Below are 24,971 nucleotides of genomic sequence, written 5' to 3' on the forward strand. Positions count from 1 at the left end.
GAATCCCGACAAATTTACTTACCCATACACAAATCCACCCTACTTTTTTCCTCTAAAGATCCGTGTATCTCCTATATTACAACAAAATAATCCAATTTTAAAACAAATTTACAATACAACATGGAATATTAACAGAATATTATCATTATATTCACCCCAAAATACCCACTATTCGATAGATGATATATCGATAAAATGATTTAATGGTAAATTAGTTCTACTTACCTAGTGATCGCTCATGGTCTTTATACCCATTTGTCGAAAAGCAAAAAAAAGAGAGAGATTTACATCTCTCCCAGACTGTAGGGGCCTCGGCCAGCCAGTAATTCGGCAGGAGTGTCGCAAATTTCTTCCATCCTATGATGATTATAGTAAAAAACATTAATGATATTTTAGTCTTGTTTTAAAATAATGGTCGGGTGAGAGCATTCCGAACCTCCTTTATTATCTATTTGTAGACAAAAGGAGTTCTATCTTTTAAAACAAATTTGATTGGAACGGAAGGCGCGAGACTCCTGCGGGAAAAGCGAGTCCAGGGGAGACCCTACAGGCGCAAAAGCGCCGTGGAGGCTCCCGGACCGCCCGCGGAAAGCGAGGGAAATCAACGTTCCCATTTTGCAAACCTTCATAACAACTGTTGGCAAACAATGATTTTCTAGTTTGTAGACAAAAGGAGTTCTACCTTTTAAAACCAATTTTGATTGGAACGGAAGGCGCGAGACTCCTGCGGGAAAAGCGAGTCCAGGGGAGACCCCACAGGCGTAAAAGCGCCGAGGAGGCTCCCGGACCGCCCGCGGAAAGCGAGTGCCTGGAGTGGAAATCAACGTTCCCATTTTGCAAACCTTCATAAAAACTGTTGGCAAACAATGATTATCTATTTGTAGACAAAAGGAGTTCTATCTTTTAAAACAAATTTGATTGGAACGGAAGGCGCGAGACTCCTGCGGGAAAAGCGAGTCCAGGGGAGACCCCACAGGCGTAAAAGCGCCGAGGAGGCTCCCGGACCGCCCGCGGAAAGCGAGTGCCTGGAGTGGAAATCAACGTTCCCATTTTGCAAACCTTCATAAAAACTGTTGGCAAACAATGATTATCTATTTGTAGACAAAAGGAGTTCTATTTTAAAACAAATTTGATTGGAACGGAAGGCGCGAGACTCCTGCGGGAAAAGCAAGTGCCTGGAGTGGAAGTCAACGTAATTTTGCAAACCCTCAAAAAAAACAAAAAAAGAGCATCAGTTACGATGCCCTTGTTAAAAATCCCGCGTTAATGCTTGAGGAAAGTGCCTTGCCGATACTCAAATTATGCTTGATCGAATAGAGGATCAACCTTAATATACAGGCTTTTAAGTTGGATAATAGAGGATCATGCTTAATCGGGTTATTGTTTCCCCTGAATTATGGTAGGCATGCGGTCTGTCAGCCTTGAATCTGATAGAATCGCCATTCCTTACTGTATATTCTTCGTTATTAACACGTACAGTCAGTTCCCCTTCGAAAACAGTTATGTACTCTTCCGTTCCTTCCCTATGCGAATCGGAACTTAGGAATCCACCTTTTTCTATCTCGACTGAATATACTTCAAATCGCTTCTCATCTTCAAAGGGAAAGTGGGGATAAACTCGATATTTGCCGTTATCTTCAGATAAAGATTGAATTTCACTTTTTAATACGATTTTTGTATCCGGCTGCGGGCTATTTATTAATGTAGAAAATGAAATCTTCAATCCATTGGCTATTTTCCAGATTGTTGTAATCGTTGGGCTCGATCCCCCTCTTTCTATTTGTCCGATCATCGTTTTACTTACTCCAGTTAATTCAGCAACCTTTTCAAGACTTAATTTCTTACTTTCCCTGATGGCTTTTAAATTGTTAGCAATAATAAAATTTATTTCTTCCATAAAAATGCTCCTTATTTACAATATAACGTCGGCATTGTACAATAAAAAGGAAATCGTTATAATGTCACTTTTGGTCATTATAGCATACAAAGGAGAGTCAACCATGCATTTACTATCTTTTTTGCTATTTGTTTTCGTTACAAGTTTCACCCCAGGTCCAAATAACATCATGGCCATGTTATTTGCGAACAAATACGGGTTAAAAAAGACGATTAAATTTTGTTTCGGGGTAGGTGCCGGTTTTTTTGTAATCATGTTATTGTGTAGTTATTTTAATGTTTTGCTTGAAAATTTCATACCGAAGATCGAATTTATCATGACTATCCTAGGTGCAATCTATATGCTATATCTGGCCGTAAAAATCATTTCAAGTTCAAATAAAGCTAAGGACGATAATGATGACAGGAACAACAGTTTTATAGCGGGCATGCTTTTACAATTCATAAACCCAAAAGGTATCCTTTATGGCATCACGGCATTATCGACCTTCATCCTTCCTTATCACTCTTCAAATTTCAGCTTACTATTCTTTTCATTATTTCTGGCTTTTGTCGGTTTTATGAGTACGTTCTGTTGGAGTATGTTCGGTTCGGTTTTTCAAACGTTTTTATCAAAATATAGGAGTCAATTTAATGTAGTCATGGCTTTGTTATTAGTGTATAGTGCCATTTCGATTCTTGTACACTAAAAGGGTAACGGGTTGCGAGACTTCGGCAGGAGTCTCGCATATTTCTTCAATCCATATGGCGGCCTTTTGGATTCTTTTTTTTCATTCAAAGTTTCAATATGGCGTCCTCGATTAAGGCCGTTTATCGACTCAGATTCCAAACGGTTTTTAACGTTGTTATTAAAACCCTGTAAATCTTGAAGTGCATTTCGAAATCACTAAAATGGACAGCTTTATAAAAAAAGCTGCCCATCACTATATCAATTATGTGATCCACCTTGCCGTAACAAAACACCCTACAGTTTCCGTACAATAAATGTATCCCCAAGCAGTTCCCAATTCTGGGGGAAAGGATAACCAAGTACCCAATAACTGAGACCCCTTGACCTGTAAATCTTCACCAGGTCGAATTTGGCTTTAGCACTGCGTGCGTCCTCAAACCAAACTTCATGTGTGCGTCCCTGATTATCTTTGTACCTATAATAAGGTGATTGGGCTGTCTCGTCATATTTTATTTCAGCATTATATTGGACGGCGCGTCTGATGGCTTCCTGCATGTCGAAAGTCTCTGCTTCCTGCCCCTCTTCATGAGGAATAAGCCAGTCCCGTGCATAAATTTGAAATCCTATGAAGATTTTATTTGTTGGTATCACCGTTACGGCATAGTCAAGGACACGCTTTATTTCATTAATGGGGGAGATTGCCTGCGGCGGCCCTTTTCGGTAACCCCATTCATATGTCATCAGCACCACGAAGTCGAGAAGCCGTCCGTGAACTGGATAATCATGTGCCTCAACCAATGCTCCCTTTTGATTGCCGCTAGTTTTTGGGGCAAGGGAGGATGACACAAAGTAGCCCTCAGGATGCAATCGATCCACTGCTCTTTGGAGAAAGCGATTATAGAACTCACGGTCCTCTGGTGCTACACTTTCAAAATCGATATTCAACCCACGATACCCTTTATCTTTCATCGTTTTTATGACGTTGGTTAATAATGTTTCCACTAAATTTAAATCGGAAAGTATCGTATGTGCAAGCTGAGTTCCCGCTTCCGTCGCGGAAAAATTCGTTATGCACATCATGGGTAGGACGCCAGTCGACTGTGCCGCCCGTATCGTCGGGGTGTCATCTATGACCTCTAAGCTGCCATCTTTCCTCATTCTATAACCAAATGGACTTACGTAAGTCAAATGGTGGGCTACTTCACGTACCTGCTCCGCACCGGCTTGCCCGTAAACGTTTGTAAAACCATTTACTTCAATGATCGGTTTTGGTTTCTGGGGAATCCTTATGATCCGTCCGATATGGATATTGGACGGATCTGTAATCCGATTCATCTGCATAATGGCTTGAACTGTCGTTCCATAACGTCTTGCTATATCATAAAGGGTATCCCGTTCCCTTACGGTATGATAAATAACCGGGATGGTTAGTCTCTGCCCTGGATAGATGGCGGAAGGATTTGTGATGCGATTCAATTGCATGATTTCCTGTACCGTAATTCCAAACTGATTTGCGATATTATTTAGAGTATCCCCTTGCTGAACCCTGTACTGAAGATAAGGTTCAGGAATCAAAAGAGCTAGGCCAATCACCAGCTTATCTGGATTTTCAAGTCCATTGATCCGAACAATCCGGTTGATACTGACACCATATTGCTGGGAAATTCCCCACAAAGAATCCCCCCTATTCACCACATGGATTTTCACATGCACTGCCCCGCTTTCCTTCAAAATATTCCCTTCATTTTATTCCCCAGGTAGCACTAATATGTTTTTTGCGTTCAACATTCCAGTATTCTTAGTTTTTTCGCTCTTATTGCGTATCATTTTTGTTCCTCATTGTGGCCCGGATTCTTAAACAAGGGAGTGATTACAGTAGAGGAAAAGAGGTGAACAAATCCCCCAATGACAAGGACATTGCATCAGTCCGACCAAGAGATGTTACATGCAAAGCTGGTGATCATTGACTAAGGATAATCTAGTCTTGTTTTTAAAGAGCTCTCTTTATCTCATTAAAATGAAAAAGACCACCATATGTGAACTGCACCCCAATTGTTAGACACCATCTAACAATTGGAGGTGCTTTTTTTATGACAAAATATTCATTAGAGTTGAAATTAAAAGCTGTCCTTGCTTATTTAGAAGGAATGGACTCATTCAGAACTGTAGCCAATCAATTTAATATCAGTTTGACTCCTTTAAAGCAATGGGTGGCGCATTATAAAGAACATGGGATAGAAGGGCTAATGTCCACCTATACAAATTATGATATTAGCTTTAAGATGGATGTACTAAACTATATGAACGATTTTGGAGTGTCTAGTACCCAAGCAGCTGCTGTGTATAACATTGCTTCTCCTTCTACTATTACTAATTGGCTAAAGCAATTGGAGGAGTACGGAGTTTACGCTCTTGAAACGAAGAAAAAGGGGCGTCCATCCTTGAAAAAAGAAACGAAGAAAAAACCAGTAGAAGGGTCATTAGAGGCATTACAGGCTGAAAATGAAAGATTACGTGCAGAGAATGCATATTTAAAAAAGTTGAGAGCCTTAGTTCAAGAAAGCGAAGCGTCCGAACGCAAAAAGCAAAAGTAGTACATGAACTAAGGGGAGATTTTAATTTAAAGCTACTTCTGTCAGTCGCAAATCTCTCAAGGAGTACCTATTATTATTGGATAAACGCCTTCGGGCGTCAGGATAAATACGAAGAAATAAAGCCAGTTATCCAGGAGATATTTCATACGAATAAAGGGAGATACGGGTATCGTCGCATTACATTGGAATTACGTAATAGAGGGATTTCATTGAACCATAAAACGGTCCTTCGATTGATGAAGGAGTTGGGACTAAAGTGTCTGGTCCGTATGAAGAAATACCGTTCATACAAAGGCAAGATTGGAAAGGTTGCGCCTAATATCCTCAATCGTAATTTTAAGGCAACAAAGCCAAATCAAAAATGGGTTACGGACGTAACTGAATTTCATTTACACGGTGAGAAGTTGTATTTATCGCCCATTCTAGATTTATTTAATGGAGAGATCATTGCTTACAATATCGAATCACGTCCTGTTTATCCCTTAGTCTCCAAGATGCTAGACCAAGCCTTTATGCGATTGGAATCGAAAGATTCCCCCGTTCTCCATTCAGATCAGGGCTGGCATTACCAGATGAAACAATACTCACATGATTTGAAAAGACATAATATTATACAAAGCATGTCCCGCAAGGGAAATTGTCTTGATAATGCGGTCATTGAAAACTTCTTTGGCTTATTAAAATCCGAATTACTCTATCTTCATGAATTTGAAAGCATGGAGCATTTCAAACAAGAACTAGAAGAATATATCCATTACTACAATCATCAACGAATCAAGGTAAAATTAAAAGGCATGAGCCCAGTAGATTACCGGGTTCATGCCCTCAAGGCTGCCTAAGTAAATAAAGTGTCTAACTTTTTGGGTTCACTTCATATGGCAGTCTTTCGTATTTCAGTGTTTTACCATTCACCCAAAGTTCCATACTAACTCCTCGATCAAGACCAAAAATTCCTTGTCCATATTTATTTCTTTATGAACTCTGATTCCAAACGATTGTTTACGTTTTTATAAAAGTCCGGCAATTCTTGTAGTGCATTCCGAAAAGTTAATAGGATCTTATCAATTCCGATCGCTTGAAGTTCCTGGATTTTGATCGCAACCGATTCGTAACTGCCGATTAGCCCTGTCCTGAATCCCTCATTATTGGCTACAAAATCACTAATTGAAGAGGCATTTTTCCACATTCCTTTTGTATCTTTACGGTTTTTGAACTGTGCTATTGCCGTATCGTCTGCGCGTTCGATAATATACTGATATTCGCTTTTTGCCTCCTCTTCCGTTTTTCTGGCAATGACAAAGGCATTAACGGCAAACTTCACTTCACGACCATGCTTTCGTGCTACAGCCTTCACATATTCCATTTGCTCTTGCAACTCCACTATGGAAGCCCCATTCATAAAGTAATAGTCGGATAATTCCCCTGCCATCTCTTGGGAATCCTTTGAATTCCCGCCTTGATAGATTGGTGGATATGGTTTTTGAATAGGTTTCGGTGCCAATATAGCATTACTGATTTGATAATAGTCTCCTTGATAAGAAAAATGATCGGTCGTCCACAATCCCTTTAAAACCTCCAGGTATTCCCTTGAACGTTTATATCGCTCTTCGTGCTTAATCCATTCTATCCCAAACATTTCTTGTTCTTCTTTAAACCAGCCGCTGACCAAATTAATGTGAAATCTCCCTTTTGAGATAATATCGATGCTCGAACCTACTTTAGCGAGGGTTGCAGGATGAATGAAACCCGGTAAAACCGCAGCAATGAAATGAACGTTTTCGGTATCCCCTGCCAAAGCAGTAATAACCGATAAAGGATCAAGTTGCCCCTTATCCGCCGAGCTACCTCCAATACTGCCAACATAGCGAATGGCATAAAGGATGGAGTCAACTTGTAGCTGGTCTGCCATTTTTGCAAGTTTACGATTGTATTCCATACTTCCATCCGTATTTTGTTCTACGTTTGCCCGTAAGAAACCACCGGATAAATTAGCTCCCCAGATTGAAAATTTCATATCCTTCCCTCCTTAGTTTTCAGGATCATCCTGCTCATAAAACCTTTTCTCCAAATAATGGCCGCACCGTCCTCCCAAATCTTTCTGCCTCTTCCAAGTGTGGAAAGCCCGATAGGATAAAATGCTTGACGCCAATATCGATATATTCCTGCAGGCCTTCCCTCACTTGTTCAGGGGTGCCTACAATGGCTGTACCTGCTCCTTTTCTGATTTTCCCGATTCCCGACCATCCATATCTTCCAAAACGTTCCTTGTTCTTCGTTAATTCATTCATCCGCTTTTGAGCCACCGAATCCGTCGTTTCATAGTAATGATTCATATTTTCCAAAGATCCCCTGCCTGCTCTGCTTATTATTTTCCTCGCTGCTTCCCATGCCTCATTTTCCTCGTCCCGAACGATCACATGAATCCTGACACCATATTCCAATTGCCTTCCATACTTCCTGGCTCTCTGTTTGACATCATTGATTTGTTGTTCAATTTGCTCCGCTGGTTCTCCCCATTGCAAATAAACATCGGCAGATTTAGCGGCAATTTCCTTTGCTGCATCGGATGAACCGCCAAAATAAATCGGAATATTCGGACTTTGGTGGATACTTGGATTCAGCACTCCGTCGCTGACCGTGAAATAGTCTCCTATATGATTCACTTTTTCTTCCGTCCATGATTTTTGTACCACATCAAGGAATTCACCTGTTCTGGCATATCGCTCATTATGCTCAACGAAGTCACCATCCTGCCCCAATTCTTTTGCCGAACCTCCAGTAACTACATTGACAAGCATTCGCCCTTCCGAGAATTGGTCAAGGGTCGCGGCCATTTTTGCGGCAACCGTAGGAGCAATGAATCCTGGGCGAAAGGCGATCAATGGCTTGATCGTTCTTGTATGATGAATGATGGCAGAGCCCACTACCCATGAATCTAGGTAAGGAATGCCTGTTGGAATCAAAATCCCTTCAAAACCTGCCTCTTCTGCCGCTTTAGCAACATTTACTATATAATCCAAAGTGGGTTTCCTCTGTGGCTCGTCTAGTCCTAAGTATTCTCCATCGCCATTTGTAGGCACATACCAGTAAAAATGCACAGACATTATAAAACCTCCTTATTTTAAAATCCCATAAGCATAATCCACGAGATTCTGCTTTTTTTTATAATTTGTGTACTGTGCAGCGTATGTTCTGACAGGATCACCGGAATAAAATCGTTCATATAACTCATGACGTGATGCAAGCGGACTCCCTAATAAATCCCACGACAGTTTAATTAATCGGGTCCTATCCACGGCAGATGTTTCTGTACCCTGGTAATACTCTTTTAACAAAGGACCTATGGGACCTTCCAATTCTTTCAAGCTGGATGGGACCTGTAACAATCCTCCTGCACCAATTTGCTGGATGATTTCCAATGCCCTTGGGTAGAATCTCGTTCCCAGATTTCTGGCTGTCGTTAAAAAATCTTGATCAGGAAGCATTATGCCATTATGCATTTTCGCTTTATATTCCGAAGCGAGCAGTAATGCCTTAATGGTTTCAAGCTGGATGATCAATTCTGCAAGCTTCTCTTTCACATGTAAAAATTGTGTAGCACCAGCCGTTTCCGCCAATTCATTTCCGATTGCTGCGACACTTTCCAGTTTGCTGACAAGCCTCACTACAGTTTGATGCTGGCTAAGCAGTGATGAAGGGGCATCACAACGAAGCTTCCAGGCAAATTCAGGATCCTCTTGAACAAGCACCCGCTCCCAAGGGATGAATACGTCATCAAAAATCAAGACGGCATCCATTTCGTCAAAACGTGCACTTAGCGGATGATCCTCCTCTCGTTCATCAGCAAACGACTCCCTGCAAACGATATGCAATCCTTTGGCATTGACAGGAACAAAGAAAACATTTGCGAATTCACGTTCATTTTCCCCTCTCCTGTGATAGGAAAAGATTAAAATTTCATCAACATACGGAGCAGCTGTCGCAATCATTTTCGCACCGCGAACATAGATTCCTTCACGATTTTTACGGCTGATATGTAAAATTCCCGGTTTCTTTTCCACTAATGTCTTTGAACGATCCTTTTGTGGATCATGCCCTGCAACTGTTGACAATAAATCAAGATTACGGGATTGATAGTAATAGCTTTCTATTTTTTCTGAAAAACCTGGATGTGCATCTTCATACTCTGAACGGTTCGCGAACCAACCAGTAATTATGGAACGGGAGTATTCAGATAGACGGCTCATGACTCCAAAAGTCTGATCGGCCCAATGCTGATACGCCAAACGTTTTTTTTCCAGATCCTTATGTGTCCTTGGAACGAAGAATGACAGGTTCGCATCAAACCCTTCCTCCGTCTTGTATGTCAGCAAGGATTTACTGCCTGTTTTTGTTTGTAAGTCCAGCAATGACTGAATCGTATGGACCGTTCCTTTAAAGGCAGGATGTTCCGCTACGTTCTTGATGATATCCCCATCTAACCAGATATTTCTCCCATCATTAAGTCGTTGAAGATACCGATTGTTTTCGATCATCACGATTCCCCTTTCCATTTACCTCCTCCAAAAAATGGTGGAGTCTTCGTTTTAATGGCTCCTTATCATAGGTTTCATACTGCATGGCGAAGGTTCGAATGGGATCCCCGGTATACAACCTTTCATACAGATCATGCCTCGATCCCAATGTGCTTCCTATCAGTTCCCATCCTATTTGAAATAAAGACGTTTTAGTGACGGCATCGACATTCGCTCCTCTAAAATACTTTTCTAATAATGGAATGAGTTCGTTGCTTTCCTCTATCGTTGTAGAAGGGAGCTGAATAAAACCGCCTGCCCCGATTTGTTTTAAAATCTCGATCGCTCTTGGATAATGGCGGGTTCCAAGATTTCGTGCCGTTTGCAAGGGTACGAGAGCAGGTAGATAAACACCCTTTTCGTTTAGTGATCCTTGGATCTCCGAGGCAATGAGCAACGCCTCTATACTATCGATTTGGGTATAAAGTTCACCAAGCTTCTCCTTCACTTGCAAGAATTGATCGACACCGATCGATTGAGCGATGGCCGTAGCCACCCCTGCAACGAATTGAAGTTTCGTCAGCAGCCGGACAACCGTTTGATGATGGGCGAGACAGTTTAATTGCTGGTGCCGCTGCGCTTCAAACACCCCTTCTGCGGATCCCCTTATAAGTACACGTTCCCAAGGAATCAACACATCATCAAATAATAAAACAGCGTCCATTTCATCAAATTGTGCACTTATTGGATGTTTCTTTTGATCTCTTGAGGCGAATGATTCACGACAGACAATTTGCAGGCCAGGAAGATTCAAAGGGATAATGCACATATTTGCTTGCTTCTTTTTATCAGGAGTCAGTTTCTGATGCGGCATGATGATGACATCGTGTGCATACGGGGAAGCGGTAGCAATCATTTTCGCACCTCTAACGACGATTCCTTCCTCCGTTTCCTTTATCACTTTCAATAAAGCATCTTCCTGTTCATCACCTGGCTTTGACCTATCGATCTGAGGATCAAGTATGGCCTGGATCACAATACGTCGTTCATCCCTGGCCTGTTCATAGTATTCCGTGATTTTCTTGGAAAATCCTGAATCATATTGGTTAAAGAAATCCCTATCAATGTAGTAGCCTGTAACCATCGAATTCGCATAGTCAGATAATCGGCTCATCACTCCATAAGTTTTCCGCGACCATAATTCAAAAGCCTTTCTTCTTGAAATCAGCTCTTCCATGTCTTTGGGGATAAGAAAAGATTTGTGAACAAATTCCTTTGTTTTTGGACTTTCATACCCGACAATCTTTTGTTCCTCAGGTGAATCCAGCATATCTAACAAATGTGTTAATGTGTCCAAGGTGCCTCTGAAAGCATGATGGGCATATAAATCGTCTATTTTCTTTCCATCAAGCCAAACATTTCTTCCATCTTTCAAACTTTCGGCAAGCCGGCTTCTTTTATTGATCTTCATTAAGCAATAACCCCTCCTTGGATAAAACAAAAGCCCTTGAAGGAGTAGGGAACTGACTCCTAACAAGGGCTCTCGGTTGTCCGATAAGCTATTTTTTTATGTTTACTATCATAATCCGATAAAATTAATTGGTCAAGTATGATTTAACTAATTACCCAAAAATAACCAGGAAAAATAATACTTGATAAATAATCAACAATCTTGTTATAGTTTAATTATTCCAATTGGAAAACTATACTATGAAAGCCTACCGGATAACCGGCGGCATGAACAAACCTTGTTCATGCTTTTTTTTATTCCCAAAAAAAGCATGGACCCATAAAAAAGAAAAGAGGAATTCCAGATGAGAAATTCATTTTTGTTTATCATCATGTCCCTATCATTCGTCATGCTGCTTTCAGCTTGCAGCGGCAGCGGCAGTGAAAAAACCGCGAGTGAAGATAAGAAAGAAATTATTTTCGGCTTCACTCCAGGCCCTTATAGTGACCAAGTGAAAAAAGGAATAGAACCCTACCTGAAAAATAAAGGATATACCGTTAAGTATGTGGAAATCAGCGACCCGAACCAACCAAATTTCGCCTTAGCGGAAGGCTCGATCGATGTTAATGTATTTCAGCATACAGCATTTTTCAAGAATTTCATCAATGAAAACAAACTGAATCTTACCGAAACCATTAAAGTCCCTACAGCACCTATGGGGTTATATACAGACATACATGGAAGCAAGGATGAACTGAGGGAGGGGCAAAAAGTGGCAATCCCCAACGATCCCGCTAACGTGGCACGAGCATTAAGAATGCTTGAACAAATTGGCTGGCTTCAATTAAAAAAGGGATACGATCCCCTGACTGTATCCAAAAAAGATATTGTGGATCAAAAGGTGAAATTTTCATTTGTTGAGGTGGAACAGGCTCAAGTTCCGCGAATCTTGCCTGATGTAGATTATGCGGTAGCCAATGGGTATACCATCTTGGTATCCGACCGGAAATTATCTTCTGCCATCTATTTAGAAGACCCCCCATTTGAATACCAAAATTTTGTGGCGGTAAGATCCGAAGATAAAGACAAGCGATTCGTGAAGGAAATCATTGACGCCTACCAATCCCCTGACTTTCAAAAAGCGATTGAAAGCAATAAAGAGTTTGAAGGCTTTCACCGGCCTGATTATTTTAAATGAAAGATATATAACGCATGCAGATCGGAGGTTCAGGATGATAAAGTTTAATAATGTTTGTAAAACCTTTTCTGTCAAAAACAAATTATTCACTGCGGTTTCCCATGTAAATCTTGATATTAAGGAAAATGAAATATATGGGATCATCGGTTTTAGCGGGGCAGGTAAATCTACTTTACTGCGCATGGGCAACCTGCTGGAAAAGCCTACGGAAGGTACGATTGCGATAAATGATTTGATCCTTAGTGATTTATCCGGCAAACAACTTCGGGAAGCACGCAACAAAATCGGGATGGTTTTCCAGCATTTCAACCTCTTGGCAAACCGAACGGTGCAAGGAAATGTCAGCCTCGCATTGGAACTTGCCAATGTACCAAAACATGAGCGCGCCAAAATCATTGCCGAGTCCCTGCAAATCGTAGATCTATCTGATAAGGCAAATCATTATCCAGCCCAGCTCTCTGGCGGACAAAAGCAAAGAGTCGCGATTGCCCGTGCCATAAGCACAAGACCAAATGTATTGCTTTGTGATGAGCCCACCTCTTCACTTGATCCACAAACCACTCAATCCATCCTGGCCTATCTAAAAAAAATAAACGAAACCTATGGTGTGACCATCCTGATCGTGACTCATGAAATGGATGTAATTCGAAGATTAGCAAATAGGGTGGCGGTCATGGAAAATGGGAAAATCATCGAGGAATTGAACTTAGCGGATAATAGAACCATACCCACAACAAAAATCGGTAAAATTCTATTAAAACATGAATCTGAAGAGGTGAAGGTAAGTGTTTGATAATATCATCTCCTTACTCCCTGAAATTTACTTAGGTGTGGGCCAAACATTTTTAATGGTGGGAATAGCGATATTGGCAGCTATCTTATTAGGCCTCCCGCTTGGTTTCCTTACATTTTTGACTTCAAAGGAACAATTACTCGAACAGACTATCTTAAATAACGTTTTAAATGCCATGATCAACACGGTCCGTTCATTCCCATTCATCATTTTACTGATTGCTCTCATCCCATTTACACGAACATTATTGGGAACATCCGTAGGTCCGCTGGCCGCCTCCATCCCACTATCGATAGCTGCCATTCCGTTTTTAGCCCGGCTTGTTGAACAATCTTTGCGTGAGGTGCCAAAAGGAACAATTGAGGCAGCCGTTGCGATGGGCGGATCCCCCTTCCAGATCATTAGCAAAGTCTTATTATTAGAAGCGCGTTCCGGTCTCCTGTTAGGCCTCACTGTTACTGCCGTTTCTTTCATATCCTATTCAGCCATTGCCGGGGTCGTAGGAGGCGGGGGAATTGGCGACTTGGCCATTCGTTATGGATACTACCGTTTTCAAACCGACATCATGATAACAACCGTATTCCTTCTTATCATCATTGTTCAATCCGTCCAATTCGCCGGAAATTATCTATCTGCTAAACTTGATAAAAGGTGAACGCGATCATAGCCTTTCTTGGTTCGAATCCAATGAAAGGCTATGACTTTTTCTTTAAATTAAAAAGGCTTCCCTAAAAAGTATTGCCAGTTAACAAACAATCCTTCGTTACCTCTATTAATCTGTTAGAAAACCCTCACATCAAAATAAATCAACACTTCAAAATACACCCCCGCTTTTTCAGCCTCATTCCTGACTCCTAAGCAACGAAAACAAGTGGTGTGTACCTCTCCATTAAAATACATATCAAACGCGCCAGAAAGAGGTATAAAAGCCCGAAATAACCCGTTTCAAATCAAAGTTCCAACAAACCGAAACGCGATTGGTATGGTATAATTACAGAAGATGAATTTTTGCTTCAGGAGGTTAAATAATGACGATCAGCAGCATCATATTGGTGGTAGGTGCAGTCTTCATCGGCGCCTTGATGCGGACGATGTTCGGGTTCGGTGAAGCGATAGTCAGCATGCCCCTGCTTGCCTTACTTCACATTCCGCTTAATACTTCGGTTTCCCTGATTGGGTTGGCAGGTCTTACCGTTGCCTCACTAACCGTCGTTAGCGGATGGCGTCATATCGAACGTTCGGTATTAATCAAGCTCGCGCTTACGACGGTCATCGGCATACCAGCCGGCCTCGCTTTGCTCCATTACGCACCTTCGATGATCATTACTTCTGCACTCGGTGTTTTTTTGATGGCATATGGAGGATACTCCCTTCTTAAGCAAAAACTTTTCCAGGCAGTGGATAAACCGTTACTCACCTCGAAGGGCTGGGTATGGCCGTTCGGTTTTGCGTCAGGAGTCCTTGGCAGCGCCTATAACTTTAATGGAGTCCCGGTCGTCGTCTATGGAACTTTAAGAAGATGGAATCCCGATCGATTCCGCGGAACATTGCAAGCCCATTTTCTTATATCCGGAATCCTTGTCGTGATGGGGCATGCGCTAGGCGGACTGTGGACAGCCGATTCATTAATTCTCTACGTCTATTCCATCCCAGCCATATTACTGGCCACAAGTCTCGGAATCTTCATGAATAAGCGGATTCCTGCGAAGAAATTCGAAAGCTATTTATTCTTTATCATCATTGCGCTAGGTGTACTATTATTGCTACCCCATGGCTGAAAACCAACAAAAGCCTGATTTCTCATTGAAACATCGAGAAATCAGGCTTTTTGCAGGATTAATAGAATCATGGTTGAATCGTCAACCCCGGATATCCCGCTTGTTATATCCGATAAAGCCAACAGTCAGCAATACGATGGCCATGATGATAAGTATGGATACTTTCATGAAGTCCATATCTTCAATAGGAAGTTTCGGAATATGGCCAAATGGTGTTAGTTTACCCATCCATTCCGGAAATTGAAGCATTCCCCCTAAATAAACGACTAAGATTGAGTATGTCAAGTAAAGCCAAGTCAAGCCAGATAATTTCGGTGCAAAGCCAACAAACAGCACAGCGAGACCAATCATGATCCACATTGCAGGCAGGTAGACCATTGCTGCGCTATATAAAGTGCCGAAAGCAATCCCTTCATCCATCACCGAATTCCCGACTGCCCAAAGACCGATTGCAGCAAGCGTAATCATGAGAAAACCGGCCATGACGGAGATGATAAGATAGCTGCCCATAAGCCTTGTACGTGATACAGCGCGGCTCAGTAAATGTTCAGTGTGATTCTTTTTTTCTTCCCCTTTAAGCTTTAACATCGCCATTAAAGGCGGAATGGTGCAAATCATGGAGATGACTGACATCAACATCGTCAAAAATTGTTCTGTCAGCGAATAGCCATCAACAGGGGTCAATAGTTCGGCCATCATTTCATTTTTTGCAAAAAAGGATTCCAAATCACCTAAAACGGAACCGTAAGATGCTCCCAAAACGAACATCCCGGCTGCCCACGCAATCAATCCTATACGCTGAAGCCTTAGCGCAAGGCCAAGCGGACTTTTTAAAAACGATGAAGCATATTTCCTGCCTGGCTTAGCCGGTATGAATCCAGCTTCCAAATCCCTGATGGCATTCAAATATAGAGATAGGACAACCAAAGTGATTGCCGCACCGATCGTAAGGATGATGGGCCACCAATAATTTTTCACATATACTTCTGAACCTAAAACCCAACCCAATGGAGAAAACCAGGAAAGGGTTTCATTGCTAACGTCCCCAATCGCCCGAATAAGATAAGATAGAAGCAATACAGTGATGGAATAACCAATCGTACCTCGCGCACTCTCCGTAAGCTGGGCAAATAATGCCGTTATCGCCGAGAAGAAAATACCTGTTGCCCCTAAAGCTGCTCCATACATAAGGGAACCTTCCAAATCCATGCTTTCAATTCCCAGAGCATACAATCCGAAACCCGTTATTATCGCGATCAATGCATTCGTTCCAAACGATACGGAAATGGTTGCAAATAAATTAGCCAACCGGCCAGCCGGCAAAGAACGGATCATTTCGATGCGGCCGTCCTCTTCATCTGCGCGTGTATGGCGCGTAACAAGTAAAATGCTCATTATCCCCACGGCCATAGCGGTTAAGAGTAACATTTGATGCGCCATCATCGCTCCGTTTGTATAGTCATCCAGACCGTAACCTTTCCCCACCATCGCTGTCATTGCAGGGTTCCTCATCGTTTCTGCAATGGTTTGCCTTTCTAGCCCAGTCGGATACAGATCGGTGAATGCCATTGCAACCATAAATGAAAGGACCGATAGGGAAATTATCCAAACAGGGATCCTAATCCGATCTTGCCGTACGATGAATCGGGAGAGCCTTCCTGTATTATGGTAGGACTGGTTCGCCATTATAACGCACCTCCCGCCCCAGTATCTGAAGTCTTCCTTTCGCCTTCATAATGGCTCATGAATAAATCTTCCAATGTAGGCGGCGCACTTTCCAATTTCACGATTCCAAACTGGCTTATATACTTCATGACATTATCCAATTCATTTGTATCCACTTGGAATGAAAGTGCTTGATCTTTCTTCACGATATCACGAACACCGTTTACTTTCGCTAAAGCAGGGATAGGTTGCTTCGTTTCCACAAGCAAGCTTGTTCTCGTTAAATGACGTAACTCATCCAATGTTCCCGTTTCAATTATTTGTCCTTGCCGAATGATACCCACTTTATCGCATAATCTTTCCACTTCAGAAAGAATGTGACTGGAAAGTAATATGCTTTTCCCTTCCTTTTTCGCATCCATCACACATTCCTGGAAAACTCTTTCCATCAATGGATCTAAACCTGATGTTGGTTCATCCAATATATAAAGGTCGGCATCAGATGAGAAAGCAGCAATCAAAGCAACCTTTTGCCGGTTCCCTTTTGAATATGTCCCGCATTTCTTGGAAGGATCCAAATCGAATTTTTTTATAAGTTCTTCACGTCTGCTTTTATTGTTTGCCCCGCGTAATTCAACAAATAGGTCAATAACTTCCCCGCCTGTTAAGTTGGGCCACAGGTTCACATCTCCTGGAACATACGCGATCCGCTTGTGAATTTCAACGGCCTCTTTCCATGCATCCATGCCAAAAATCTTCACTTCCCCATCCGTCGCTTTTAAAATCCCGAGCAACACACGGATCGTTGTTGATTTTCCAGCACCATTAGGACCGATGAATCCAAACACCTCACCTTTATTCACCTCAATGTTCACCCCATTTAAAGCGGTAAACTTTCCAAACTTTTTCGTTAAATCCGTTGTTTTCAATACTGACATTCCTCATCCACCTCTTCCTCATTGTATTAAATACGAAAGAAATTATGAAATATTTTAATTGATTTAGTTCATAATATATAAAATAATAATTCCTGACAATAGTTTATGAACTTATTTTATTGTTCTATTACATATTTTTAATTAAACTAAAGTTGAGGTGAAATAAATGGACGGATTTCAACGCCGCAGGGAACAAAAAAAACTGAATATACTAGAGGCTGCCTTAGCTTTATTCATGGAGTATGGTGTCCAAAAGATTTCTATTGGAGAAATAGCTAAAAAGGCAAATGTATCTCAAGTAACGATATATAATTACTTCGAAAGTAAGCATAACTTGATTCATGAGGTTTTTATTCATTATACAAATAAGGCCTTGGATGAATTTGAACAAATACTTACCAGCAACATTGCTTTCCCTGAAAAAATAAAGCAGCTGATGTTCACGAAGAATGAAACCGCGAAGCACATTCATGAAGATTTTTATCAATATTTAATGAGGGAATACACTTCCGGAGTCAATTATATGGAAAAAATATATACAGAAAAGGCTCTGCCACGCTTTATTGATCTGTTTAACCAAGGGAAGGAACAAGGATATGTTGATCCAAATTTATCCAATGAAGCGATTTTATTTTATATAAAAGCGATGAATGAATACATCCAACGGGAAGAGGTTTATCAAAGCATCCTGCCTTTGACTGAAGATATCATGAAGATTTTGTTTTATGGGATAGTTGGGAAAAATGAGAAATGAACCGTAACCCCGGAATTAAAAAAACGGTGTGAATCGATAACTCCAATTCACACCGTAACAATCTTATTTAAGCTCATTCAATTCCTTTGCCAAAATGGATTTCCTTAAACCTCTTTGGCGAAGGAATTCTCTCATTTCCTCCGGACTTTGATAGGAAAGCCTGAAGTGGTAATAATTAATATGCTCGATGATGGCGTAAACATAAAGAAACGAATACCAATAAATTCCTGATGTAAATACAGAAAAGGCCTCCCACTAGTTCAGTGAACTGATGAAAGACCCTCTCTTATAAGTTACTATTCACCCTTAATGAGCAAAAGTATGAGTATTTAGTTTTCACTACCATATAAACCCCTGTATATCAAGGTTTTATTGAGTTTATTGCATCATTCCGCCCATAAGGTTTCAAACTGTAATATGTTTAGCCAAGCCATAGTAGAAACAAAAAGCTAAAAATCAACGTTTTGCTATTATTAAGTGTAACAACTTTAACCTTGATTTAAGGTATTTATTATATTTCGTGAGCAAACTGTTAGTTACAATTATATTAAATTCTAATTGGAATAGGTTCCCTATTGGATTCGGCAACCTTAATGATTGCCGAGAAGTTACTCTATGTAAATTCTTACATATTAACACTTTTCTCATTTTAGTATCAACGCTAATCATAATGTAACATTACAAGATAATGCTTCTTTTATTATCAACTCAATCTCTTTTTTGATTCTACTCTTTTAAACTCTGCTCTTTTTTAAGTTTGAAATGCTTACACTTATAAATTAAGATAAAATTATACAAGTTTTTCAAGAAACGAAACATGATATTACTTAAGGTATTCATAATAATAAGATGTAAACCAAAAAAACGTATAAAGTTAGGATACATAAGGAATAAGGAAAAGCTACATATTGCTTTCTTAGATGTTAAAAGAAAAATGAGCTTTCTAACTCCTAATAAAGCAAAAACTGAAAAAATCTAGTTTTGTAAATAAAGGGAGAAATTCAAAATGGAAATTTACGCAGTTAACATTGAGGGGTTTAATGAATTTAATTTTGAATACACAACATACAATCACATTTTATCAAAACAAACCCTAGGGAAAGCAAAAAATTATAAACACTATAAAGATAGTATTAGAACTATAGTCGGTGAATTATTAGTTCACTATATCTATCTCCAGAACCAGAAAGAGGTTTCCACCCCCCTAGTGATACTACGAAATGAATATGGCAAACCATATTGTAATGAAACAGCTTTCCATTTTAACGTCTCACATTCTGGTAGTTGGGTTGTTTGCATTGTCGATACTAAACGAGTGGGTATAGATATTGAACTAATGACAGATATAGACTACGAAGCTTTAATTTCACTTTTTCACTCTTTTGAAATCCAAGAAATGAAGGAAACAACTAGTGAAAAGGATTATTTTTACAAACTCTGGACGATAAAAGAAAGTATCATAAAAAATATTGGAAAAGGTTTAAGTATTCCATTAAACAGCTTTTACGCCAGTCTAAACCAACAAGTAACGACTATCCATTTTGAAGAAAGCACATTGAATGACACTAAATTTCATGTGAAAATGTTTTATTTTCAAGAAAATTATAAGCTAGCAGCTTGTGCCCTTCATGATAAATTTCCTGAATCTATTAGTTTCTTAGATGCATCTAAAATTTTATCTTTTCTCATGAACGACAGTAGACTTCCAAAATAATTAAATATCTTATAATGTGAGCCGACTAAATAACGAGCCTGCATTGTTTGTCCATTCAAAATTAACAATAAAAAACACATGACTGATGAGTTAGTCAGCTCAGTCATGTGTTCACGTGAAAATTTTTGATTTTTAAACTCCTGTACTTACTTCCACTTTACTATGTTTTTCGAGATTTTTTGTTATTACCATAAATGGAATGTGGACAGCTAATTTCAATAAGAAGCCGATCGCTAAAAATATTACAGGGTAAATCAACGAGTCCATGGCGAACAACATCCCCACAACTTTAAATCCTGCAACTTTCCCAATACCATTCATAACAATTACACTAGCAATAAATCTACCATAAGATTCACGAGGTACTTTAGACTGATAATATGAAGCAAAATAAACCACATAGAAGCTAAAGGAAAGAAATAATATGAAATTGATAATACTAAAATAACCAACAATATAAAATGAATTGCCTGCTAATAACTCAATAAAGTTACGATTACCAAGGAAAATTAAAAATCCGACCGGTACAAGCATTCCTAATAATCCCAAACCAATATTATTGGCAACTCCTAGATGTTTCGTTAGTGGAACCACAAAAATAGCCATAATTGAACCAACGGTAGTAACCGATTCAACAATACCATAATCTGTATTTTTTCCACCCATAATATTTACTATGATATAAGGTATACCAACAAATAAAAATGGGTATAGGAATGTATGCGTCAAAAAGGCATTGGATACTACTGACATCAAGCGTTTATCTGCATATATAACTCTAAAACCCTCCGAAATATCCTTTATAAAGGTAAGTTTCTTTCCAGTTGATGGAGCTTTTTTTGGAAGTTTCATTATATATATTGTTATAGCGGAGATAAAAAAACTAAGTCCATTTACTAAAAATACGGTACCTAAACCAACCATCGTATAAACTAGAGTTCCTAGTAGTGGAGCTAGTATCTTCATAGTCTCATTAAGCGTTCGACTAATTGAATTTGCATCAACTAATTTTTCTTCAGGGACTATCGTTGGTAAAATAGACATAAACATAGGCGCGAACAAAATATCGCAGCTTGCTATGAAAAGCACCGTAAAGTAAATTAGTGGCATACTTATTGTTCCATTTAAGCTATATAAGAATAAACCTAGGCATAGAACCCCTCTGAGAATATCAAATGTAATTACCCAGACCTTTTTATTAAACTTATCAGCAAAAATTCCAGAGACAGATCCCAATATGATGTGTGGAAAAATCCCTAATGCCAAGACAGAGGCAAATTTTTCAGGAGATCCTGTCATCTTTAAAACATACAAAGATAATGCAACATTAAGGAACAGCGTTCCAAACAAAGAAGTAGATTCAGATGTAATTAAAAGCGAAAAGTTTTTATTTTTGAGAATTCCAAAACTTGATAGCATATTATCACTCCCATCTTATATGAAATTTACTTTCTCACAATGATCCAACATACTATGAATTTGATCTTTAGAAGGTTTTTTCCACTCTAACCCTAGCTCATTCAATAACAGCTCTGTTTTATCAGATACAATAGAATAATGAGTTGTATCTTGGCGTCCAAAATAATCAAAGATACCAAAATGTAATAAGAGATGATTAATGTATGAAGAATATGAGCTGTCGTTATAATGATCTTTGATAAATTTAATAAATAGGTTATAATCAGTGACTTCCAACTCTCCTACCCTCTGCTTAACTACTTGTGAAATTTCAAATAAGCTACTCCTACGTGGGTTGAATATATGATGTATTTCATTACTTAATTCTGTACGGTTAAACAATAAAACTATACTTTTACTAACATAATCAATAAAAGAAAAATCCAGCTCTTCTCTTTTTACATTCGGGAAGATGTTCATCTTTATCATTGCACGAATAATCGTGTAAAGACCATTCGATTCAATATTTGACTGAAATTGCCCGGTTTTAGAATCAAACATGATATTGCCTACTCTAAAAAGGTTTGCTTTAATACCTTCTTTACGAGATTCAAGTACAATCTTTTCAGCTTCAAATTTACTTACGCCGTAAGGATTATTAATATTTTGTCCGATGTTTGTATCAAATTCACTAAATAAAACATATTCTTTGTCTTTCACTTTTCCTCTGGCAACAGCGGTAGAGGAGACAAGGTTGAAATCTTTTTTCATACCAACCTTCGCAAAATCAACCAAGCGCTTCGTACCATTAACATTGACGTTCTCAAATGAAGAATATTCACCAAAGTGTTTTACTAAACCAGCTGAGTGAATGATACAATCAACTTTTTTAGCTAAATCTGTATACTGATTTTCATTTAAACCAAAATCATTCGTACTCAAATCTCCCAATACTACATGTAACCTTTTATTGAATAGGTTAGTAATATCCTTTGCAGGGAAATAGTTTCTCCAATTAATAAGTAATTTTTCTTCTGCATGTTGTTGATTATCTGCTCTAATTAGAAGATGGATATTGGCATTCGTATGATCTAATAAATCTCCTAATAAATAGATACCAAGATATCCAGTTGATCCAGTCAAAAGAATGTTTTGATAATTATTTTTTTGGTGTAGATTCTTGCCTTTATAACCTTCTAATTGTTCCATATATTTAAACTTCTCAGTGTCTAAGTAATCCTTATGAGCATCTTCCAAGTCGTCTACTTCATTCGAGACCTGCACTAACTTGTCTAGTTTTTCATAGACATTATCATTATTCTTTTCAGTAATTTTATTAGCTAACTGCTTTATTGTACGTTGAGTAAAAATATCATTTAATGCTACTTGGTATTTGTTATTTAGTTCAGAAATCAACTGTACTGCAATGAAAGAATCTCCTCCTAGTTCGAAGAAATCTTCATTTATATCTACTACTTTTACTCCTAAGGCTGAATACCATGCTTCCGCAATTTCAACCTCCGCACTTGAATATTCCTCGATTGAGTCTCTACCTTTTAATGTATATTTCTTTGCCTTTTGTTGATCTTTCATTTCGTGAAGGCTTTCATTCGTTAAGACTTTTTTCCACTTTTTAAATTGATCACTGTCATTTTGAGTGTCTAAAAATGCTATGATTTCTTGGTGTACTTCCTCAACCTCTGGAGATAGAGATTTACCTATTTGAAGAGTAGACTCAGGAATATCAACCCAACACTTTTCTTTGTCGAATTGATATGTTGGTAAGCTAACCTTGTAAACACTCTTTTTACAATAAAGTTTACTAAAATCAACATTTGCTCCATTTACGTATTCTTCTGCTAGATCTTTAAGCATATCAGACGATAAATCCATTGATACATCATACTCTTTGTTTTGACCTTTTTTATCTATATAAGAGTAAGAAATTCCATTCCCTTGATTTTTAATTTCAGATATATGATCTACAGAATTTATATTCTCCAACTTCTCTTTTAAATCATCCACTGAATCTGTTAGTATAGCTAGACGATAGTGATAATGACCTCTTCCTACACTTGCTGTGTAGCAAATATCTTGTATAGTGCTTTCTACATTCCCCTTCAAGTAGGAATCGTATTCACTAATTAAGTGTTTTAAGCTGCTTTCACTTTTGGCAGATAAGGTAAAGATATATTTTCCTGCATTGTCTTCCTTGTTCTTTTTGTTTCTTAATGGTCCTTCTTCCAGTACTAAATGACAAATTGTTCCACTCATACCAAATGAACTCACACCACACAACCGAGCATTTCGGCCAGCTTCCCAGTGATTTAAGCGATCGTTCACGAAAACTGGTGAATTTTCAAAATCAATTTTTTGATTCGGCTTGTCAAAGTAAAGGGAAGAAGGTAATTGTTTATTTTTTAGACTCATAACACATTTTAACAACCCTGTCATTCCCGCAAGATTATCTGTATGAGCATAATTACTTTTTACAGAACCAATTCCACAAAATTGTTTTTTAGTAGTAAACTGTTGAAATGCATTGGATATACCATCGACTTCAATGGGATCTCCTAGGTTGGTACCCGTACCGTGTGTTTCAATATAAGATATGTCTTCTGGGTTAATGCCCGCTTCTTTCCAAGCACTCACTAAAAGCTGCTCCTGAGCTCGAGCGTTAGGCGCCGTTACTCCTATTGCTCGCCCATCATGCTTCATTGAACTTCCTTTAATAACAGCGTGAATATTATCATTATCTCTTAGAGCTTTAGATAGAGGTTTAAGTATAAATGCTACTACCCCTTCACCAATAGTTGTTCCTGTGGAATGATCCGAAAATGCTTGAGTTCTTCCATCTGAAGACTCGATACCTACTCGAAGACCCCCATCAAGCGGTAAGAAATTAAGCTTCACGCCACCTGCAATCGCTAGGTCAATTTCACCCTTTCTTAACATGTTTGCAGCAAGGTGGATGGCTGCAAGTCCAGATGAACAAGCACTGTCTACTACCATAGCTGGACCATGCAAATCTAGTAAATAAGAAATTCGTCCAGGCATCATAGATACTGAATTTCCTGGAAGTGAAGATGCTACAGACTCTGGATCCACATCTTGAATTAACTGCTGATAACTTAACCCTTTCCTACTTTCTGCTGTCACAAATACACCTGTATTCGACCCGTAAATCTTATTTCCTCCATAACCGGAATCTTCTAAAGCTTTCCAAACCGATTGAAGAAGGAGCCTCTGATTGGGATCCATAAGGTTTGCTTCCTTCGGGGTAAGTTGAAAGTATTTATAATCAAATTTATCTACTTCATCAAGATAGGAGCCGAAGAAATAATCAGTGTTTTTTTTGTACTGATCTTTATATTTTAAATACTTTTCTGTATCACTTCTTCTTGAATATGGAAAAACACCTGAACTATCCTTATTATTTGCAAGAGCATTCCAAAATTCATTGTAAGAAGATGCATTAGGGTAGTAAGCATCCATTCCAATAATAGCTATATCTTTATTGTCTACTTCCTTTATAAGGGATGAATCTTTTTTAACGTTTCCTAAATCAAGTAAAGACATGATATCTACTCCTCCTAGTTAGTCTAATTT

The 24,971-nt window shown here is 39.1% G+C and carries 18 protein-coding genes; 8 read left to right on the forward strand and 10 right to left on the reverse strand.

Annotated features, from left to right (window positions below; all coding sequences use genetic code 11):
* Positions 1-1,342: 1,342 nt before the first annotated feature.
* Positions 1,343-1,897, reverse strand: coding sequence for a helix-turn-helix domain-containing protein (locus QNH43_RS23790; protein ID WP_283915960.1), 555 nt, complete (start codon positions 1,895-1,897; stop codon positions 1,343-1,345).
* Between the two features lie 103 nt (positions 1,898-2,000).
* Here QNH43_RS23790 and QNH43_RS23795 point away from each other — a divergent pair, with 103 nt between their 5' ends.
* Positions 2,001-2,585 carry a LysE family transporter gene (locus tag QNH43_RS23795; protein WP_283915961.1) on the forward strand — a complete coding sequence of 195 codons (585 nt, stop codon included), beginning with the start codon at positions 2,001-2,003 and terminating at the stop codon, positions 2,583-2,585.
* A 275-nt stretch (positions 2,586-2,860) separates the two neighbouring features.
* Here the strand turns inward: QNH43_RS23795 and QNH43_RS23800 are convergent, their stop codons facing one another.
* Positions 2,861-4,273 (reverse strand): glycoside hydrolase family 18 protein, encoded by a 1,413-nt coding sequence (locus tag QNH43_RS23800; protein WP_283918441.1) that lies wholly within the window; start codon positions 4,271-4,273, stop codon positions 2,861-2,863.
* 383 nt (positions 4,274-4,656) lie between these two features.
* On the opposite strand from QNH43_RS23800, the gene QNH43_RS23805 reads away from it, so the two are divergent.
* Positions 4,657-5,999, forward strand: a protein-coding gene (locus tag QNH43_RS23805; RefSeq protein WP_283915962.1) for an IS3 family transposase whose coding sequence is annotated in 2 segments (ribosomal slippage) — positions 4,657-5,098 and positions 5,098-5,999 — 1,344 coding nt in all. Because the reading frame shifts where the segments join, the coding sequence is not laid out codon by codon here.
* Between the two features lie 125 nt (positions 6,000-6,124).
* On the opposite strand, the gene QNH43_RS23810 is transcribed toward QNH43_RS23805, so the two are convergent.
* Genes QNH43_RS23810 through QNH43_RS23825 form a run of 4 tightly spaced genes read right to left on the reverse strand, consistent with a single transcriptional unit; the run spans position 6,125 to position 11,145 of the window.
* On the reverse strand, positions 6,125-7,174 hold the full coding sequence (locus QNH43_RS23810; RefSeq protein ID WP_283915963.1) for an LLM class flavin-dependent oxidoreductase: 1,050 nt from the start codon (positions 7,172-7,174) through the stop codon (positions 6,125-6,127).
* 34 nt (positions 7,175-7,208) lie between these two features.
* A complete protein-coding gene (locus QNH43_RS23815) occupies positions 7,209-8,264 on the reverse strand; it encodes an LLM class flavin-dependent oxidoreductase (RefSeq protein ID WP_283915964.1) in 1,056 nt (351 codons plus the stop codon).
* Positions 8,265-8,276: 12 nt separating this feature from the next.
* Positions 8,277-9,713, reverse strand: coding sequence for a 4-hydroxyphenylacetate 3-hydroxylase family protein (locus QNH43_RS23820; protein WP_283915965.1), 1,437 nt, complete (start codon positions 9,711-9,713; stop codon positions 8,277-8,279).
* Positions 9,661-11,145, reverse strand: a complete 1,485-nt coding sequence (locus QNH43_RS23825) for a 4-hydroxyphenylacetate 3-hydroxylase family protein (RefSeq protein WP_283915966.1) — start codon at positions 11,143-11,145, stop codon at positions 9,661-9,663. The genes QNH43_RS23820 and QNH43_RS23825 overlap by 53 nt, the downstream gene beginning before the upstream one ends.
* 343 nt (positions 11,146-11,488) lie before the next feature.
* Here QNH43_RS23825 and QNH43_RS23830 point away from each other — a divergent pair, with 343 nt between their 5' ends.
* The 4 genes from QNH43_RS23830 to QNH43_RS23845 all read left to right on the forward strand — a co-directional run bounded on the left by QNH43_RS23830 (position 11,489) and on the right by QNH43_RS23845 (position 14,893).
* On the forward strand, positions 11,489-12,322 hold the full coding sequence (locus QNH43_RS23830; protein ID WP_283915967.1) for a MetQ/NlpA family ABC transporter substrate-binding protein: 834 nt from the start codon (positions 11,489-11,491) through the stop codon (positions 12,320-12,322).
* Positions 12,323-12,356: 34 nt separating this feature from the next.
* Entirely contained in the window at positions 12,357-13,115 is a 759-nt protein-coding gene (locus QNH43_RS23835; protein ID WP_283915968.1) for a methionine ABC transporter ATP-binding protein, read from the forward strand.
* Positions 13,108-13,770, forward strand: a complete 663-nt coding sequence (locus QNH43_RS23840; protein WP_144529066.1) for a methionine ABC transporter permease — start codon at positions 13,108-13,110, stop codon at positions 13,768-13,770. Before QNH43_RS23835 ends, QNH43_RS23840 begins: the two co-directional genes overlap by 8 nt.
* Before the next feature lie 373 nt (positions 13,771-14,143).
* Positions 14,144-14,893, forward strand: a complete 750-nt coding sequence (locus QNH43_RS23845) for a sulfite exporter TauE/SafE family protein (RefSeq protein WP_283915969.1) — start codon at positions 14,144-14,146, stop codon at positions 14,891-14,893.
* Positions 14,894-14,974: 81 nt separating this feature from the next.
* On the opposite strand, the gene QNH43_RS23850 is transcribed toward QNH43_RS23845, so the two are convergent.
* Complete coding sequence (locus tag QNH43_RS23850; RefSeq protein ID WP_283915970.1) at positions 14,975-16,579, reverse strand: ABC transporter permease; 1,605 nt, start codon at positions 16,577-16,579, stop codon at positions 14,975-14,977.
* Positions 16,579-17,496 carry an ABC transporter ATP-binding protein gene (locus QNH43_RS23855; RefSeq protein ID WP_283915971.1) on the reverse strand — a complete coding sequence of 306 codons (918 nt, stop codon included), beginning with the start codon at positions 17,494-17,496 and terminating at the stop codon, positions 16,579-16,581. Before QNH43_RS23855 ends, QNH43_RS23850 begins: the two co-directional genes overlap by 1 nt.
* 166 nt (positions 17,497-17,662) lie before the next feature.
* Between QNH43_RS23855 and QNH43_RS23860 the strand changes: the two genes are divergently transcribed.
* Both QNH43_RS23860 and QNH43_RS23865 read left to right on the forward strand, forming a co-directional pair.
* Positions 17,663-18,250, forward strand: a complete 588-nt coding sequence (locus tag QNH43_RS23860) for a TetR/AcrR family transcriptional regulator (RefSeq protein WP_283915972.1) — start codon at positions 17,663-17,665, stop codon at positions 18,248-18,250.
* 1,006 nt (positions 18,251-19,256) lie between these two features.
* A complete protein-coding gene (locus QNH43_RS23865; RefSeq protein ID WP_283915973.1) occupies positions 19,257-19,964 on the forward strand; it encodes a 4'-phosphopantetheinyl transferase family protein in 708 nt (235 codons plus the stop codon).
* A 132-nt stretch (positions 19,965-20,096) separates the two neighbouring features.
* Here the strand turns inward: QNH43_RS23865 and QNH43_RS23870 are convergent, their stop codons facing one another.
* Both QNH43_RS23870 and QNH43_RS23875 read right to left on the reverse strand, forming a co-directional pair.
* Positions 20,097-21,383 (reverse strand): MFS transporter, encoded by a 1,287-nt coding sequence (locus QNH43_RS23870; RefSeq protein ID WP_283915974.1) that lies wholly within the window; start codon positions 21,381-21,383, stop codon positions 20,097-20,099.
* A 15-nt stretch (positions 21,384-21,398) separates the two neighbouring features.
* A complete protein-coding gene (locus tag QNH43_RS23875; RefSeq protein WP_283915975.1) occupies positions 21,399-24,941 on the reverse strand; it encodes a beta-ketoacyl synthase N-terminal-like domain-containing protein in 3,543 nt (1,180 codons plus the stop codon).
* Positions 24,942-24,971 lie beyond the last annotated feature (30 nt).

The sequence above is a fragment of the Peribacillus simplex genome (assembly GCF_030123325.1).
GTDB classification, from domain to species: Bacteria; Bacillota; Bacilli; order Bacillales; family DSM-1321; genus Peribacillus; species Peribacillus simplex_D.